The sequence below is a fragment of the Corallococcus sp. CA047B genome (genome assembly GCF_003612065.1).
GTDB classification, from domain to species: domain Bacteria; phylum Myxococcota; class Myxococcia; order Myxococcales; family Myxococcaceae; genus Corallococcus; species Corallococcus praedator.
This window is the reverse complement of record NZ_RAWD01000064.1, coordinates 15,658-33,019: the sequence shown is the minus strand read 5'-3', so window position 1 is coordinate 33,019 and position 17,362 is coordinate 15,658. Positions and strand designations below refer to the sequence as shown.

The following is a 17,362-nucleotide window of genomic DNA, read 5'->3' as shown; positions in this document are numbered from 1 at the left end:
CATCCGCCCGGGGTGGGCGTAGTCAGGGTGACAGGAGCCTTCCAGCCGGGTGCTTGTGGGCGACGGAGTTCGTGTAAGGTGGTTGGGATTACGCACAGGTGGAGGTGAGTGCCGACATGTGGCAACGATTCAAGAGAGCGATGCGGAGCTTCGCGGGCTTCTTCGTCTCCTCCATCGAGGATCCGGAGCTGATTCTTGAGCAGAACATCCGTGACCTGAACGATCAGGTCCCCAAGATGAATGAGTCCATCGCCATGGTCCGGGCGAATGTGACGCTGCTCGAGAAGGAGAACATGAAGTACCAGCAGGACGTGCGGGAGCTGACCGCCAAGGTCAAGGCCGCCATCCAGGCGGGCCGTGACGACCTGGCCGGCACCTACGCGACCAAGCTGCAGGGCGAGAAGGAGGCCCTGGCGCGAAACCAGCAGCAGCTGGATATCGCCAAGCTGGCCTACGAGAAGGCGCTGAACGTGAAGAAGGCGTTCATGCGCGAGAAGGACAAGAAGACCCAGGAGGCGATGAACGCCGTCCGGGACGCCCGGCGCGCCAAGTGGCAGGCGAAGGTCGCCGACACGATGGAGTCCTTCACCGTCGCCGGCGTGGACTCCACGCACGACGAGATGCTCCGCAAGGTGCAGGAGAAGACGGCCATCAACGAGGCGCGCATGCAGATGGCGCTCGAGTCGGTGGACCACCAGGCCGCGGCCATCGAGGAAGAGGCCGAGAAGATCCAGGGCGACGAGCTGGTCAAGCAGTTCAAGATGGAGATGGGCCTCCTGGACAGCCCCGCGCCCGTGTCGGACGTGGGCGCTGGCACCGAGAAGACCATCGGCAAGAAGGTGGAGATCAAGTAGGTCTCCGCCCATGAAAGAGGCCGGCGCACACGGATGAAGCTGCACCGCGGACCCGGCCTCTTTCTCTTCCTCGCGCTCTGTGTCCTGGGCGCGGGGTACGTCTTCGCCTCGCGGGCGGGTTACCTGGACCGCCTGCAGGCGCGTTTCTTCCCGTCCACCCGCGAAGCCGTGCGGCTGTCCCCCGGTGACTTTCCCGCCGGCGTGGCGGCCCCGGTGGCGGACGTGGCGTCGGTGCCCCTGCGGCCCGTGCTCATCGGCTTCACGCCCCGGGGCTCCGCCTCCGCGCTGCTCGTGGCCACCGGGGGCGCCACCACGCTGGACAACCCCGTGCCTCCTCCCGGCGCGGCGCAGGGCCTGCTGAAGACGGCCTACGCGCTGGAGGCCCGGGCGGTGCTCTTCGCGCGCGAGGAGGAACTCAAGCAGGCCCTGGCCGTGGGCGCGGAGAACGGCGGCGTGGACATGGCCGCGCTGTCGGTGGACCGGCTCGCGTCCTGGGCGCCCACGCTCCGGGACGCGGCGCCGCGCACGGTGCTGCTGGTGGGCCGCAGCCGGGGCCAGGAGGCGATGGCGGCGGTGGGCGTGCCGGACCTGGCCAGCCTGCGCGGCAAGCGCATGGGCGTGTACCCGTTCGGCTCCTCGCACTACTTCGCCCTGTGGGTGCTGGCGCGCGCGGGGCTGCGCACGTCGGATGTCCGCTGGGTGGACCTGCCCTCCACGCTGGACGCGGGCCGGGCCCTCCGGGAGGGCCGGGCGGACGCGGTGGTGGGGCTGTGGGGCGACGTGGAGCTGGCGGCGCGCGACCGGGGCGGCTCGGTGCTGGCGACGACGGCGGACGCGCCGCACCTGCTGGCCACGGTGCTGGTGGCGCGCGGGGACTTCGCGGCGCGCTACCCGGACGGGGTGCGCCGGGTGCTGCGGGGCCTGCTGGACGCGGGGCAGGGCGTGCTCAAGGACCCGGCGGCGGGGGCGCGGCTGTTGGGCGAGGTGGCGCCGTACCTGGGCGACCCTTCGGAGGCCATCCGCAGCGCGCCGCCCGCGACGCTGGCGGACAATCGGGCGTTCTTCGGCCTTTCCGGCGAGGCGCCAGTTACCTATGACGAGTTGTTCCAGAGCGCCGCGGCGCTCTTCCAGAAGCTCAAGCGCGGTACGGCGCCGCCCCCCGCGGAGGACACGCGGGACCTGGGCGCGCTGAAATACGTCTCCGAGGCGCGTGGGCCCTGAGCGGGAAGGGGAGTCGGACGTGGCGAAGACACCGAACTACATCAAGGCCGCGTTCCTCCTGCCGGCCAACCTGGTGGGCCTGACGACGGCGGCCATGTCCAGCGCCGTGACGCAGGAGCCGCTGCCCATGCTGGTGGCGCTGGGCGTGGAGGGCCTGTACCTGGGCGTCCTTTCGTCCATGAAGCGCTTCCAGCGCGCCGTGCGGGCGAACACGCCGGACAATCCGGAGGCCGCGCGCGCGGCGGTGGACTCGCTGCTCGCGGACCTGGCGCCGTCGCAGCGCGACCACTACCAGCAGCTCGTGGGGCTCAAGGAGAAGATCCTCGCCAACTACCGCAAGCTGCCCGGCGGCCGCGTGCTGGTGGCGGACAGCGAGCCCAAGCTGGACGCGCTGCTCACGTCGTTCCTGCGGCTCATCTCCGCGCTCAACCAGTACCGCACGTACCTGAGCGGCGCGGACCGCGACCACCTGGTGGGCGAGGTCGCGGCGCTGGAGGCGGAGGTGGAAGGCGAGCCCAACCCCCGCCTCAAGGACGTGAAGGGCAAGCGCCTGGAGATCCAACGCAAGCGCATGGCGCGCTTCGACCAGGCGGGCGAAAGCCGTGAGGTGGTGAGCCACCAGCTGGCCGGCATCGAGGACCTGATGCGGCTGACGCACGAGCAGTCCATCACCATCCGGGATCCGGAGAGCGTCAACCGGCAGCTCGACGTGCTCTCTGCGGAGACGGAGTCCACCGACGAAACGGTGCGCCAGATGGAGCGCTTCCTGGACTTCACCGAGGAGACGCGCGGGCCGCTGCCGCACGGTGGCAGCCGCGTGCGGTAGGCCGGGCACGGGCCCGCCTGCCGGGCCGCCCCGTCAAAACCTGTCCGACAGTCGGACAGGTTGGACCTGAGGGGGCGGAAGGCACCTGTTCACCGTGGCACCTTGGGGGTGTGGCGGGGGGCCGCGAGGGCACACGAATAGATTGACTCTCCGGCGCAGGCATCCTGTCCTGCCGCCCATGCTCCGCCGCGTTGGCTCTCTTCCGCTGCTCCTGTTGTTGGTCGTGTTCGCCGGCTGCTCGCGCTGCGGGAAGGACGCGGCTGGTCCCGCGTCCTCGCCGGCCGGGGTGTCGCGCTACCTGCCGCGAACGGCACAGGCGGCCGTCGTCATCAACGACCTGGGGACGCTGGGCGAGAAGCTCGCGCGCTTCCAGAACCTCAAGGTGGCCTCGTTCGTCGCGCAGCTGCAGAACTTCCCCAGCGCGGAGCGCTACGCGTCCGCGGTGATGCGGCAGGTGGGCGTGGACCTGCGCAGCCGCAAGGCGCTGGAGGACGCCGGAATCGATCCGAAGCGCGGCGCGGGCGCGGCCTTCCTGGGCGGCACGCAGGTGGTGTCCGTCATCGGCGTGAAGGACGCGGACAAGCTGAAGACGACCTTCGCCACCTTCGCCCGCGCGCGGCTGGGCGCGTCGGAGGAGAAGGAGACGAAGTCGGACGCGGGGCGGCTCATCACCTTCAGCCGCCCGGGTTCGACGGAGCCCGCGCTGGGCCTGCTCTTCCTCAAGCACGACCTGGTGCTCCTGTCCGCGGGCGCGTCGGTGGCGCGGCTGCCGGAGCTGGCGGCGCTGCCGGAGGAGAACTCCATCGCGAAGGAGCCGGTGCTGGAGGCGTCCCTCAAGCGGCTGACGGGGGACCGGGACTTCCACGTGTGGCTGCCGGGCGGCTCCGGCCTGCTGCCCGCGGGCACGGTGCAGGGCATCACCTTCGCGGGCCACATCGAGGAGCGCGCGGTGACGCTGCGCGCGGACGCGCCGTGGCCGGACACGCAGGCGTCGCTCGCCGCGCTGGAGCCCAAGGGTGGAGAGGCGCTGGCGGGCTGGCTGCCCCAGGACAGCTTCTTCGTGGCGCGCTTCCGGGGGGACCCGGCGCAGCTGGACGGCGTGTGGCCGTACCTCGCCGGCACGCAGGTGACGCGCGCGGTGCAGCAGGCGGGCTTCAACGTGAAGACGGAGGTGTTGGACAACCTCAAGCCGGGCATGGTGCTGAGCCTGTCGCTGTCGCCCAGCGTCAACCTGGGCTCGGGCCTGCCGGACCTGGACCTGCGGCGCACGAACCCCTTCCGCTTCGTCAACCTGGTCGCCATCGCGGAGACGAAGGACGTGGCGAAGGGGCAGGACACGCTGGAGAAGATTCCCGGCTTCGCGGGCGGCTTCGGCGCGAAGGTGGAGGCCACGGAGCTGAGCGGCCAGAAGGCCTACCTGACGTCGTACCGCGCGGGCGAGGGCGCGCACTTCGCCCTCACGAAGGACGGCAGGCTGGTGCTCGCGGCGCCGCGTGCGCGCCTGGAGTCGTCTCTCACCGCGCTCGCGCAGCCGGCGGGTACGGGCCCGGTGTCGGAGGATTTGAAGTCGGTGGGCAAGGACGCGGCGGTGGTGGTGCTGCTGGACCTGCGCCGGCTGTCGGACGCGGTGAAGGCGCTGCCGTCGTCCGCGTGGGGCATTGGCGGCTTCGCCATCAAGGCCACCACGGTGCGCTGGCTGGACGCCACCGACGACCTGCGCGCCGTGACGATGTCGCTGTCGCGCAAGGACAAGGCGCTGCAGGCGGAGATCTCCCTGCGCCTCTCGCCCGCGCCGGCCACCACCACCACGACTCCGGCCACCCCTTGATTCGCGTTCGGGACGTCGTGAAGGAGTACGAGGACGGAGAGGGTGCGCGGGTGCGCGTCCTCGACGGCGTGTCCTTCGACGTGGAGGCGGGGGACTTCGTCGCCGTGGTGGGCGCGTCCGGCAGCGGCAAGTCCACGCTGCTGCACCTGCTGGGCGGCCTGGACGTGCACTACCAGGGCACCGTGGAGGTGGGCGGCATGAAGCTCGCGGGCCTGCGCGACGCGGAGCTGGCGCGCTTCCGCAACACGCACGTGGGCTTCGTCTTCCAGTCCTTCCACCTCATCCCCAACCTGTCGGCGCTGGAGAACGTGCTGCTGCCCTCGCACTTCGGCGCCGTCGTCCCGGAGGCGCGCAAGCGCGCGAGCATGCTCCTGGAGCGCGTGGGGCTGGGCTCGAAGCAGGACCGCGAACCGGTGCGCCTCTCTGGCGGCGAGCGCCAGCGCGTGGCCATCGCCCGGGCCCTCTTCGGCAGCCCGAAGCTGCTCTTGTGTGACGAGCCCACGGGCAACCTGGACGCGGCCACCGGCGCGGGCGTCATCGAGCTGTTCCAGGAACTGCACCGGGACGGGCTCACCCTGCTGACGGTCACCCACGAGGAGCGCATGAGCGCGGTGGCGCGCCGGGTGCTCCGGCTCAAGGACGCGCGGCTCGTGGAGGAGTCCCCGACATCGGCGGCCCTGGCGTCGCGAGGTGCCCCGTGAGGTTGGATGCACTGTCCCGACTGGTGAGGTTGTCGCTCGCACGTGAGCGGCGGGGCGCGTTCTTCTCCGCCTTCGGCGTGGCGATGGGCGTGGGCGCGCTGGTGTTCTTCGTGGGCCTGGGGCTGGGCGTGGGCCAGGTCATCCGCGAGCGCATCTTCCCCACGGATTCGCGGCTGGTGGACGTGGTGCCCCCGTCGGTGTCGCTGGGCCTGTTGGGCGGCGGCAAGCTGGACACGGGCGCGGTGGAGCGCCTGCGCGCGCTGCCCGGCGTGGAGACGGCGTACCGGAAGATGAACGTCCGCGTGCCGGCGGTGACCCGCTACGACGGCACCTTCTTCGGCTCGCGCCTGCGCATGGGCCTGGAGGTCCTGGCGGTGGGCGTGGACCCCGGCCTCGTGCAGAAGGACGTGGGGCTTCCGGAGGCGAAGGACTTCAAGGACCCCGGCGAGGGCAAGGCCATCCCGGCGCTCATCTCCACGCGCCTCTTGGAGCTGTACAACAAGACGTTCGCGCCCGCGCGCAAGCTGCCGCAGTTGTCCGCGGAGATGCTCATCGGCTTCGGCTTCCCGGTGGAGTTCAACCGCTCCTACGTGGCGGCCACGTCGGGCGGGCCCAGCTCCACGCAGCAGGCGCAGGTGGTGGGCGCATCCGACCGGGCCATGCTCGCGGGCATCACCATCCCGCTGGACACGGCGGTGCGCATCAACCGCGCGGCGGGCGCGGACGCGGACAGCTACACCGGCGTCACGCTGGTGGCGGCCGACCCTTCGTACGTGCCGGCACTGGTGGCGGCGGTGAGGGGCATGGGCTTCGAAATCGATGATCAGGAGCGACGGCTCGCGGAGAACGCGGGCGCGGCGGTGGCGCTCACCACGTCCGCGCTGGCGCTCCTGTCCATCCTCATCTGCGTGCTGGCCGCCGTGAACATCACCCACGCGATGTCCGCGTCGGTGCGCGCGCGCGCCAAGGAGATTGGCGTGATGCAGGCGGTGGGGGCCTCGCGCGCGGACATCCGCTCCATCGTCCTGGCGGAAGCCAGCGTGGTGGGCCTGCTGGGGGGCGCGGCGGGCACGTCCGCGGCGCTGCTCCTGGCCTTCGCGGTGGACCGCTTCGCCGCGGGCTACCTGCCGGACTTTCCCTTCAAGCCCGACAGCTTCTTCTCCTTCCCGGTGACGGTGCTCCTGGGCGGCGTGCTCCTGGGCCTCGTGGCCGCGCTCGCGGGCGCCTGGTTTCCCAGCAGCCGCGCCGCCGCCACGGATCCGGCGAGGACGCTCGCGGGATGACAGGACCCAAGCGCGGGACGCTGGTGGCCAACGTCCTGTGCCTGGGGGCGCTGGGGTGGCTCTATGGCGGCGAGCTCGCGGATGCCCTGCGGATCCGCACCGCGGAGGTCTCCGCGGTGACGTCGTCTCCCTCCGTCGGGCGCGCGGGCACGGTGCTGGGCCTCACGGCGGTGGGGCTGGTCGTGCTGGGGGTGGGGCTCCTGCGCAAGCAGCCGGAGGGCTTCAAGGGCTACCGGCTCCTGCCCATCCTGCTCGTGGGCGCGCTCTTCCTGGACCTGGTGCTGTCGGAAGGCCGGTCCCCGCTGGACGCGGAAGCGCAGGCGGCGGTGGCGCTGCGCAACTTCCACGAAGCCGCCCAGAAGCAGGCCACTCCGGAGGCGGTGCCGGTGGAGGCGCGCGTGCTCCAGCCCATCGTCGACGCGCTGGGCACGCCGCCCTACCGGCTGCGCGGTGTCCAGGTGCCCTCCTACGCACTCCAGGTGCGCAGGAATTGCGAAGGCCCCGCCCGTGACGCTTCTGGTACGCGCCCGGGCACGTTGCTGTACTGTGTCGCCTCGGACGGCAAGCAGGCGTGGGTAACGCTGGTCGGGCTGCCCGCCGGGGTGCGCTTTGGTGCGCCCGGTCTCTTCTCCACCCGGGGCGAGCCGCGTTTCAGCGTCGTGCGAGCGCGTTCCCCAGAGGAGAACGACGCGGAGCCGGCCATCGAATTGGAGCTTCCCGAAGTGGATTCGGACGGCGAAGCCGCATCCGATTCGCCTTGAGTCTGGCCCGCTTGCAGAGCAAGCGGCCGGAAATAGGTCCGCGTGCGCGGTTGACCCTGCGGAGCCGCGATCGATAGGCTCCCTGCAAGGACTCTACCCCCACCCAAAGTGACGACCTCTCAACCGAAGCGGCAACCCATCCCGTTCGGGAAGTATCTCCTCCTGGACCGCGTCAACATCGGCGGCATGGCGGAGGTCTGGCGCGGCAAGCAGTTCGGCGCCAGTGGCTTCGAGCGGCTCGTCGCCATCAAACGAATCCTGCCGAACATCGCCGAGGATGAAGAATTCATCTCGATGTTCATCGATGAGGCGAAGATCAGCGTCCAGCTGACCCACGCCAACATCGCGCAGATCTACGAACTGGGGCAGATCGCCAGCAGCTACTTCATTTCGATGGAGTACATCCCCGGCAAGGACATGCGGGCCATCTTCGACCGCTGTCGCAAGAAGGGCGAACCCGCGCCGGTGCCGCTGGTCGCCTTCTGCGTGGCGAAGATGTGCGAGGGCCTGGACTACGCCCACCGCAAGAAGGACGGCATGGGGCGCGAGCTCAACATCGTCCACCGCGACATCTCGCCGCAGAACGTGCTCGTGTCCTTCGAGGGCGAGGTCAAGGTCATCGACTTCGGCATCGCGAAGGCGGCGGGCAAGGCCACCAAGACGCAGGCGGGCATCCTCAAGGGCAAGTTCGGCTACATGAGCCCGGAGCAGATCCGCGGCCTGCCGTTGGATCGGCGCTCGGACGTGTTCGCCATCGGCGTGTGTCTCTACGAGATGCTCACCGGCGAGCGCCTCTTCGTGGGCGACAGCGACTTCAGCGTGCTGGAGAAGGTGCGCAAGGCGGAGGTGCCGTCGCCGTCCACGTACAACCGGCGCATCCCGGAGGCGCTGGAGCGCATCGTGCTCAAGGCGCTCGCGAAGGACGTGGACGAGCGCTACCAGTACGCGAGCGAGCTCGGCGACGACCTGCAGCGCTTCCTGCTGACGAGCGACTCCATCTTCAGCCGCAAGGACCTCATGCAGTACATGAAGTCCACGTTCGCCGAAGAGGTGGAGCGCGAGAAGCAGCGCCTGGCCGAGTATGCGGACATCCGCGCGCCGGACGGCATGCTGGCGGCCATCGAGGCGGGCTACAGCGGCCCGTCGCCGGTGCCCACGCAGAGCATGACGAACCTGCCGGCGGTGCAGCCTTCGTCCGCGCCGGCGGTGGAGCCGGTGTACGCGCCGCCGCAGCCTCGGGCCTCCAGCCCGAACGCGTCGTCGCAGGGGCAGGGGGCGCGCCGTTCGCCCACGCTCGCCGCGCTGCCCAAGCTGACCGCCGCGCCCGCCGCGCCCTCGCCCAAGGAGGACGAGGAGCTGGCGACGCAGATGGTGGACCGCGACGCCGTCTTTAACGACGCGCCGGAGCCCACCACCCAGCCCGGCGCCGCCGTTGGCCGCGCCGTGACGCCGCTGGAGTCCCGGGCCGCCGCGCACGAGGAGGAAGAGGAAGAGGAGGAGCCCCGCACCCTCCCGCCGTCCTCCTCCGCGTACACCGTGGGGCCGCCGCGCCTGTCGCACAACAACATGCCGGTGCTCAACGCCGCGCCGCCGCGCCCGTCGTTGACCAACGTGCCCACGCTGATGTCGCACGACGCCCCCTCGCCGCGTCCGACGCCGAACCGGGCGGGCGAGGGCCAACTGCCGCGCATCGTCCGGCCGGACTCTCCGCCGGAGCCGATGCCGGCCCCGCAGCGGCCTCCCGCGCCGCCGGTGCTGGGCAATCCGCCGCGTCCGTACCCGCCGAAGGAGGCGCGGTCGAAGGACGTCGTCGAGGAGGACGCGAGCCCCGGTCCGGGTCTGGGCCTGCGCGGTCTGGACAAGCGGTTGCTCTACAGCGCCATCGGTCTGGCCTCGCTGCTCCTGCTGGTGGGCATGGCGGTGGTGTTCAAGCCGAGCAGCCCCTCGCTGGGCTACGTGATGGTGGAGCTCAAGACGCCCGAGGCGAAGTCGTGCGCCCGGGTGACCATCAACACCGGCGTCGCCGAGCCGTTCCCCGACACGGGCTTCATCCTGAAGCAGGTGCCGGTCGGCAACACGCTGGTGGTGGTGTCCTGCTCCGGCTTCGAGCCCTTCAACCAGAACGTGATGGTGGCCGAAGGCACCAGCGCGGCGCCGGTGCGGGCGGTGCTCCAGCGGCAGGCGCGCTCGGTGGTGCTGGTGCTCAAGACGCGGCCTGATGACGCCGAGGTGAAGATCGACGGCAAGGTGGCGCGGGCGCAGGGCGCTCGGGAGTCGGTCATCCGGGACTTCTCCCTCACGTCGGACACTCCGCTCGTGGAGGTGTCGTCCCCGGGCCACCAGCCGTTCGTGCGGAACATGGCCGTGAAGGACGGGGCCCTGGACCTGTCGGCCACGCTGGAGCGCGCCGACCTGGAGGTGGTCATCACCTCCAACCCGCCGGGCGCCGCCATCTACCTGGGCAACAAGGACCTGGGCGTCGTCACGCCGAATCCGGTCCGGGTGCCGCCGGGGACGCGTGAGCTCACGCTGAAGGCGAAGTGCCACTCCGACGAGGACGTGGACGTGGTGTCGTCCACGCCGGGCGCCGTCATCAAGCTGGATGCGACGCTGAAGAAGCTGGCGCGTTGTCGCGATTGAGCGGTCGCGCTTAAGCTTGAATCCTGAGGGTCCTCCCCCCTGATGACCGTGGGGGGAGGGACACCGGAGGGGTTTCCGTGACGAAGGTGCGCAAGGTGAACAAGGCGGATCCGCTGGCGGATCTGCCCCGGTGGGCGCAGCAGTTGGCGCGCAAGTACTACACGAAGACCGTCAGCACCTTCCTGCTGTACGGGGCCGTGCGCGATCTGCAGCCCCTGCAACTGGAGGACGGCGGGCGCGGCTTCGGCACGCTCAAGACCTTCCTGTCGGAGGAGCTGTTCGGCGGCCGGGACCACGTCCTGTTCTACGACCGCTCGTCGGGCATCCGCTCCGCCACGCCGGAGACGCAGAAGGACCTGGCGCGGGCCATGACGGGCTACGACGCGATGTACGGCACGGACTACGCGAAGGTGATGCCGCGCGACCCGGGCCGTGCGCTCCAGATTCTTGAGAACTTCCTGCGCATGCGCCTGAGCGAGGGCCGCTCGATGGCGCTCATCATCGACTTCGCGGAGACGCTCGTCCCCGGCGGGGAGATGAGCCACCTGTCCGCGGAGGACCGCTTCGTCGTGGCCACGCTGGACAAGTGGGCGCACGATCCGCAGTTCCTGGCGGGCGACGTGTCGGTGGTGCTGCTGGCGGAGAACCTGGCGGACATGTCGCCGCGCATCAGCCGCAACCCGTACGTGGCGCCCATCGAGCTGCCGCTGCCCACGGAGGAGGAGCGCCTGGACTACGTGCGCTCCAAGCTGGACGGCAAGCGGCTCCAGTCGCTGTCGGAGGTGCCGCTCGCGGGCCTGGCGAAGATGACGGCCGGCCTGTCGCGCATCAACCTGGACCGGGTGCTCACGGAGGCGCTGGAGCGGGAGATCCGCATCACGCCGGACCTGCTCAAGGAGAAGAAGAAGGAGCTCATCCAGGCGGAGTGCCACGGCCTCCTGGAGTTCATCGAGCCGGCGCACAACCTGGACGCGGTGGCGGGGCACGCGCACGCCAAGCAGATGCTGCGGCAGGCGGCGTCCGCGCTGAAGAAGGGCCGCATCGAGGTCATGCCCATGGGCTACCTCTTGAGCGGGCCGGTGGGCACGGGCAAGACGTTCATGGTGAGCTGCTTCGCCGGGGAGATTGGCATCCCGGTGGTGAAGTTCCTGAACTTCCGCAGCCAGTGGCAGGGCGTCACCGAAGCCAACCTGGAGAAGATCTTCAACCTGCTGAAGGCCCTGTGGCCGGTGGCGGTGATGGTCGACGAGGCGGACACCTTCCTCGGCAACCGCGACTCCGGCGGGGACTCGGGCACGAGCAGCCGCATCTTCGGCTCCATCGCGGCCTTCATGGGCAACACGCAGTACCGCGGCAAGATTGTCTGGTTCCTGCTGACGGCGCGGCCGGACCTGCTGCCCATCGACCTCAAGCGCCAGGGACGCGCCGAGGAGCACATCGCGCTCTTCTATCCGCAGACGGACGAGGAGCGGAACGAGCTGTTCCAGGTGATGAGCCGCAAGACGGGCGTGTCGGTGGAGGGCGTGGAGTCCTTCGCCACGCTGATTCCGGAGGGCGTGCGCGCCTTCAGCGGCGCGGACATCGAGGCGGTGATGGTGCGCTCGAAGTTCCGCGCCCTGGCGGACAACCGCGACCAGGTGACGAAGGAAGACCTGGCGGCGGTGCTGGCGGACTTCGTGCCGCCCAGCTACCCGCTGGAGATTGAGATGCAGAACCTGGTGGCGGTGCAGGAGTGCACCAGCCGGGCGCTGCTGCCGGAGAACTTCCGCGCGCTGGACCGGGACTACATCAGCCGGCGCGTGCGGGAGCTGAAGATGCTGCTCGAAGAGCAGTGAGTCCATGAGACCGTGCACCGTCGGTGGTGGGTTCAGCCGACGGTGACGGGGACGCCCAGGTGCGGGTCCTGGAGCGTCTCCACCACGGCGATGCGGTCTCCCACGGCGAGCGCGTCATGCAGCACGAGGATGTCCTCGTTCGCGTGGCGGATGCAGCCGTGGGACACGTCGCCGCCCAGCAGCGCGGGTGCGCTGGTGCCGTGCAGTTCCTCGCCGCTGCGGTGGCCATCCACCCAGGACAGGTCCAGCAGCCGCGCGCCGAACACGTGCCGGTCGTTCCACAGCCGCGCGCCCGCGTTCTCCGTGGCCACCTGATCCAGCTTCGCGCGCACGACCTTGAGGCCAGGGTGCGTGGGCGTGGCGGCGGTGCCCACCGCGTTGGGGAAGATGTCCAGGAGCCGTCCTTCCGGGTCGAAGAGGAAGGTGCGGTGTTCGCGCAGGGCAATGACGACGCGCACCGGCTGCCCCGCGTAGAAAGGGGAGGGCAGGGCGCGCGCCTGTCCGCGTGAGCCCTGCGCCGGAGCCAGGGCCGCCAGGGCGCGCAGGGTGACGGCGTCGAGCACGCCGCTCGCGCGTACGCCGGGGAACGCCGCCCCGGCTGCGTGCACCTGGAAGTTGCGAAGCGCGCGGGCCGTGTCCGGGCCGTAGCGTCCGTCCGCGCCGCCGTACAGCGCGAAGCCCATGTCCATGAGCGCGCCCTGCACCGCGCGCAGTCCGTCCCCGCGAGAGCCCGGTCCCAGCACGGCCACACCCGCCGCCACGTCCGCGAGCTGCGGCGAACCGGTGAAGCGCGGGTGCTCAATGGCCACGGTGGGTGTGAGCACGATGCCCGTGGCCGCTGTCGAGTGCGCGGCGTCCGCCGTCGGTATGGGCGTCCCACCGACCGCCGACGTGCGAGGCGGACCCACCCGCGCATCAAAGCGCGTCAGCGTGTTGCTCCCCGTGAGCGAGGCGAACACGGGCGCGTGGGTGGAGGTCCTCTCCGCTGCGAGCACCGCGCTTCCGGAGACCGTCCTGTCGTCGGGACGTTCGGCTCCACGGGACGGGACGTATCGGAGCGGGGGCACCCCGGGGCGATGTCCCAGGTCCTCGGGGACGGCCTCTCGTGGGTCGAACGGTTCAGCGGGAAGCGAGGAGGTCTCTCGAAGCAGCGCGGAAGCAATCATGGCCCCGGGCACTGCAAGGCCCCGGCCGGCACTTCACACCGCGCCCCCGGGACGAAACGCTCCCGGGGACCTTCCATCACGCACGACCGCTACGGCGCGCTCAGCGACAGCAGCTTGCCGGTGGGAACCGTGCGGTGGTCCTTGATGTGGTTCCACTTCATGATGTCCTCGACGGACACGTTGTAGCGCTGCGCCACCGACCAGAGCGTCTCGCCCTCGACCAGCGTGTGCACCTTGCCCTTGGGGCCAGCGGGCGCCTGACCCGCGACCGCGCTGGCCACGACGATGGTGCCGCCGCGCTCCTCCACCTTCGCGGGGGTCGCGCCCTTCGCGTCCGGCGGCCACACCGTCAGCAGCGTGCCCAACGACAGCGTGCGGTTGCGGCGGGGCAGGTTGTTCCACTGCTTCATGTCGTCCACCGACACCTGGAAGCGGTTGGCGATGAGCCACAGGCTGTCGCCCTCCTGCACCCCGTACGTCACGCGCGTGCGGCCGTTCACCTTCTCCGTCTTCACCGGCCCCGCGGCCACGGGTCCCTTGGGCGTCCCGGCGGGCACCTCGTCCTCCGGCCGCACCGCCACCACGCCGCTGCGCCGCGCCTGCGCCACCTTCGACGCGATGGCCCCGCCCGCGTCACCGCTGCCGCCCCGGCCAGACGGCACCGGAATCACCAGCTCCGCGCGCAGCTTCAGCGTCCGCGCGCTCTTCAGCCGGTTCATCTGAAGGATGGCCTCCGGCGCGGTGCCGTACTGCTGGGCAATCTGCGACAGCGTGTCGCCGCGCTTCACCGTGTGCACGCGGAACGTCAGCCGGTCCGCCGGCGAAAGCTTCTGGAAGTTCTCCGCGAAGAGCGTGGAGGTGCCCCGGGGCAGCCGCAGCACGTAGGGCTTCGCGGCCGTCGCCGGAGGCGTGCACCAGCGCTTCAGCTCCGGGTTCAGGTCCTGCACGTCCATCACGCTCACCCCGGCCGAACGCGCGAGCACGTCCAGGTCCGTGGCATCCGTGAGCTTCACCTCGTCGTAGTCCAGCGCCGCCTCGTACTGGAACTCCTCCTGGGAGAAGCCGAACGCCTCCGGGTTCTTCGCCACCAGCGCCGCGGCGATGAGCTTGGGCACGTAGTGCTTCGTCTCCTTCGCGAGGCCCTTCTCCTCCGCCAGCAGCCACCAGTCGTTCGTCCCGTAGCGCTCCACCATCTTGCGCACCCGGTACGAACCCGTGTTGTAGCCCGCCCACGCCAGGTACCAGTGGCCCAGCTCCCCGTAGAGGTCCTTCAGGTAGGAGGCCGCCGCGTGCGTGGCCTTGATGGGGTCGCGCCGCTCGTCCACCCAGAAGTCCTGCTTGAGGCCGTACTGCTTGCCCGTGCTGGAGATGAACTGCCACGGCCCGGCCGCGTGCGCCCACGAATAGGCGTTCGCGGAGAAGCCGCTCTCAATCATCGCCAGGTACACCGTGTCCCGGGGCAGCCCCTTCGACTCCAGGATGGGCTGCATCACCGGCAGGTAGCGCGTGGAGCGCGCCATCCACTTGCGGAACCACTTGCGGCCCGGGCCCTGGAAGAACTGGACGTACTCGGCCACGCGGGGCTGCATGTCCACCGGGATGTCGAAGCGGTCCTTCACCAGCGAAACATCGAAGGTGGACAGGTCCGTGATGCGCGCCAGCGCCGGGGGCGTGTCGTCCTCGCGGAAGGTGGGCTCCTCCAGCGCGTCCAGCATCCGCAGCCGCAGCGGGTTCGTCAGGCCCAGCCGCCGCAGCGACTGCATCATCTCCGCGTTCGGCTTCGACTCCGGATCCAACGCGGCGCCTTCCAGCGCGCGCAGCTCCTCCAGCTCCGCGGACTCGGCCTCCACTTCGTCCGTCTCCTCGCCTTCCTCCACGGGAACGGGGGGCACGGCCAGGCTTCCGTCCGCCGTCAGCGAAGGCGCTTCCGAGGAAGGCAGCGCACGCACGCCGGGCGGCGGCACGGGCTTCGGCGCCACCCCCTGCGGGGAGGGGACCGAGGCCAGGGCAAGCAGGAGCAGTGAAAGAGGCGGCATGGGAACGCCAGGCGAGGTCGCCCAGAAGCAGGCGAAGGCCGCAGTATTCGCCAGCTTTCTTGACAGTCAAACAACAAGTCGCACGGTATGCCCTCCGGACGGACGCCCGGTGGGAGCAGGCGACCCTATTTCGCCGGGGGCTCTCCTGCCTGCCCACTCTTTACAGGTCTTCCATGACCTGGAGCGAGGATGCGGGGCAGGTAGGTGGCGAAGTCGAAGTGCGGCGAGTTCTCCGGGTTGTGGCAGGTGACGCATACCGCCTGCCCGGGCTTGCCCACGATGGTCTCCGGGCTGGGGGCCTCCACGTGCTTTGAACCCGGCCCGTGGCAGCTCTCGCAGCCCACGTCCTCGCGGCCGGCCACCTTGTCCAACCGGCACACGCCGCCGGGCTGCTGCCAGCCGGTGACGTGACAGCCGATGCAGTTGAGGTGGTGCTGCTTGCCCACGGCCTCCAGCGTCTCCCACGCGTGGTGGTGCTTGCTGCCCTGCCACACGGTGGTGGCCTCCGCGTGGCAGTCCGCGCAGGTCGCGCTGCCGACGAAGCCCGCCTGTCCCTTCGCGGGCAGGGGGCAGTCCTGGCCGTGCGCCTTCGCCCACTCGAGGTTCAGCTTCCCCACGTCCGCGTCGTAGGCCTTCACCAGCGCCTGCGTGTCCTGCGCCGAAGGCAGGTTCGACTCCAGCGGCAGGAAGCGCAGCGCGAAGCCATTGACGTCGGTGGCGGGCGCGGGCGGCGCGGTGAGCAGGCCCTGCTTGCGCGCCGCCAGCTCGTCGCGCTTGCCCTGCTTCAGCGCCTTCAACTTCGGGTCGATGCCCGGCAGGTTGATCTCCTTGTCCAGGAGCGTGATGCGCTGCTCCAGCGCCGTCACCTCCCGGTCCACGTCCCCCTGTGAGCGCTGGAGCGCGAACGGCCCCTTCGCGGCCGCGTACGTCAGGTCCACGCGCAAGAGCGAACGCCCCTTGCTCTGCACCGCCACCACCGGCACGTCGGAGCGCACCAGCCGGTTCTCCTCCGCGGAGAACTCCCCGGCGCTGTGGGTGGCGACCACCAGGTTCGCGGCGAGTCCCGGCAGCGCGGCGGCGGCCTGCGCCGCCTCCAGGGGTTGATCCAACAGGCCCACCACGAAGTCCGCGCCCTGGGCCCGCGCCTGCTGGCTCGCCTGGACGAGCGCTTCTCCAGAGGCCGCGGCCACCACGGCCACCTTGCGCGCGCCGGCGTCCAGCAGCTTCACCCCGCCCGACGCCACCTCCGGCAACCCCAGGCCCCGGCGGAAGTCCGCGCCGCGCGTGTCGTCCAACTCTCCCGTCGCGCGCACCGCGAGCCCCATGGTCCTGAACGCGTCCGCGAGCGCCTTCGCCTTGCGCTCCTCTTGGGGCACCTGATCCGGCTTGAGGTGGGACTCGCCGAAGAGGCTGTTGCCGCCGTCCACGTACAGCACCGGCTGGCCGCCCTTGCGCGCCTCCTGCACCTGGAACGCCGCCCGGCCGATGCCGCCGCGCATGTTCTCGCTGCACCCGCAGGGGCCCAGGTAGCCGCGCGTGTCGGCGGAGATGAAGAGGACAGCGCCCGGCGGGGATGCGGCCGGGGCGGGGGCTTGCGGCGCCGAGGAGGCGCCCTCCTGGGGACGCGACTCCTGTCGCCTGCAACCGGAGAGCAGCGCGCCCACGAGCACCGCGAGGACGACCGCGCGCATCACCATCACCTCACCAGAGGATGCTCTGCACCAGCTCGTCGATCTTCTCGCCCATCGCCTCCAGGCCGTTCACCTTGGAGAGCGAGCCATCCGCGCCCACCTGCTCCGCCAGCTTCGACAGCTCGTCGTCCGGCAGGCTGGAGAACAGCACGATGGGGATGTCCTGCGTGCCGTACTCGTTCTTCAGCGTGCGGCAGATGTCCGTGCCCTTCGCTTCGGGCATGTGGATGTCGGTGAGGATGAGGTCCGGCCGCCAGATCTGGAGCGTTTTCTCAAACTCCATGAGCGTGGAGGTGGCCACGACCTCGTAGCCGCGCGCCTCCAGGACGGCCTTCTCCATGGCGAGGGTGATCTCGCTGTCGTCAATCAGGAGGATTCTTCGCTTCTGCTCGGACACGGCGACCTTCCTTGGGGGTCGGTTCTAGCCCACCACCTCCCGGTGCACCAATGCTTTCCCGTCAGGGCCCCGGACCCCGGCTTCCAGGCTTCCGCCGAGGGTGTTTCCGCCCGCCCGGTCGGC

At 70.5% G+C, this 17,362-nt stretch carries 13 protein-coding genes; 9 read left to right on the top strand and 4 right to left on the bottom strand.

What is annotated here, in order from left to right; genetic code table 11:
• Positions 1–116: 116 nt before the first annotated feature.
• The 9 genes from D7X74_RS13210 to D7X74_RS13170 all read left to right on the top strand — a co-directional run bounded on the left by D7X74_RS13210 (position 117) and on the right by D7X74_RS13170 (position 11,949).
• The gene (locus tag D7X74_RS13210) at positions 117–854 is read left to right on the top strand and encodes a PspA/IM30 family protein (protein ID WP_120533298.1); all 738 of its coding nucleotides are present in this window, start codon (positions 117–119) and stop codon (positions 852–854) included.
• Positions 855–887: 33 nt separating this feature from the next.
• Complete coding sequence (locus D7X74_RS13205) at positions 888–2,075, top strand: ABC transporter substrate-binding protein (RefSeq protein WP_120533297.1); 1,188 nt, start codon at positions 888–890, stop codon at positions 2,073–2,075.
• 19 nt (positions 2,076–2,094) lie between these two features.
• Positions 2,095–2,901 carry a hypothetical protein gene (locus D7X74_RS13200; protein ID WP_120533303.1) on the top strand — a complete coding sequence of 269 codons (807 nt, stop codon included), beginning with the start codon at positions 2,095–2,097 and terminating at the stop codon, positions 2,899–2,901.
• A gap of 178 nt (positions 2,902–3,079) precedes the next feature.
• Positions 3,080–4,729, top strand: coding sequence for a hypothetical protein (locus D7X74_RS13195; protein WP_120533296.1), 1,650 nt, complete (start codon positions 3,080–3,082; stop codon positions 4,727–4,729).
• Positions 4,726–5,430 carry an ABC transporter ATP-binding protein gene (locus D7X74_RS13190; protein WP_120533295.1) on the top strand — a complete coding sequence of 235 codons (705 nt, stop codon included), beginning with the start codon at positions 4,726–4,728 and terminating at the stop codon, positions 5,428–5,430. The genes D7X74_RS13195 and D7X74_RS13190 overlap by 4 nt, the downstream gene beginning before the upstream one ends.
• On the top strand, positions 5,427–6,713 hold the full coding sequence (locus D7X74_RS13185) for an ABC transporter permease (RefSeq protein ID WP_120533294.1): 1,287 nt from the start codon (positions 5,427–5,429) through the stop codon (positions 6,711–6,713). Before D7X74_RS13190 ends, D7X74_RS13185 begins: the two co-directional genes overlap by 4 nt.
• Positions 6,710–7,474: a hypothetical protein gene (locus D7X74_RS13180; RefSeq protein ID WP_120533293.1), complete on the top strand. Its 765-nt coding sequence runs from the start codon at positions 6,710–6,712 to the stop codon at positions 7,472–7,474. Before D7X74_RS13185 ends, D7X74_RS13180 begins: the two co-directional genes overlap by 4 nt.
• A gap of 108 nt (positions 7,475–7,582) precedes the next feature.
• Entirely contained in the window at positions 7,583–10,114 is a 2,532-nt protein-coding gene (locus tag D7X74_RS13175) for a serine/threonine-protein kinase (protein ID WP_120533292.1), read from the top strand.
• A gap of 77 nt (positions 10,115–10,191) precedes the next feature.
• Positions 10,192–11,949: an ATP-binding protein gene (locus D7X74_RS13170; RefSeq protein ID WP_120533291.1), complete on the top strand. Its 1,758-nt coding sequence runs from the start codon at positions 10,192–10,194 to the stop codon at positions 11,947–11,949.
• A 32-nt stretch (positions 11,950–11,981) separates the two neighbouring features.
• On the opposite strand, the gene D7X74_RS13165 is transcribed toward D7X74_RS13170, so the two are convergent.
• From D7X74_RS13165 to D7X74_RS13150, 4 genes are all read right to left on the bottom strand, one after another.
• Positions 11,982–12,944 (bottom strand): L,D-transpeptidase family protein, encoded by a 963-nt coding sequence (locus tag D7X74_RS13165; protein ID WP_370450748.1) that lies wholly within the window; start codon positions 12,942–12,944, stop codon positions 11,982–11,984.
• Between the two features lie 260 nt (positions 12,945–13,204).
• The gene (locus tag D7X74_RS13160; RefSeq protein WP_120533290.1) at positions 13,205–15,151 is read right to left on the bottom strand and encodes a LysM peptidoglycan-binding domain-containing protein; all 1,947 of its coding nucleotides are present in this window, start codon (positions 15,149–15,151) and stop codon (positions 13,205–13,207) included.
• Between the two features lie 125 nt (positions 15,152–15,276).
• Positions 15,277–16,842, bottom strand: a complete 1,566-nt coding sequence (locus tag D7X74_RS13155; RefSeq protein ID WP_120533301.1) for a cytochrome c family protein — start codon at positions 16,840–16,842, stop codon at positions 15,277–15,279.
• Positions 16,843–16,852: 10 nt separating this feature from the next.
• Complete coding sequence (locus D7X74_RS13150; RefSeq protein ID WP_120533289.1) at positions 16,853–17,239, bottom strand: PleD family two-component system response regulator; 387 nt, start codon at positions 17,237–17,239, stop codon at positions 16,853–16,855.
• Positions 17,240–17,362: the final 123 nt, after the last annotated feature.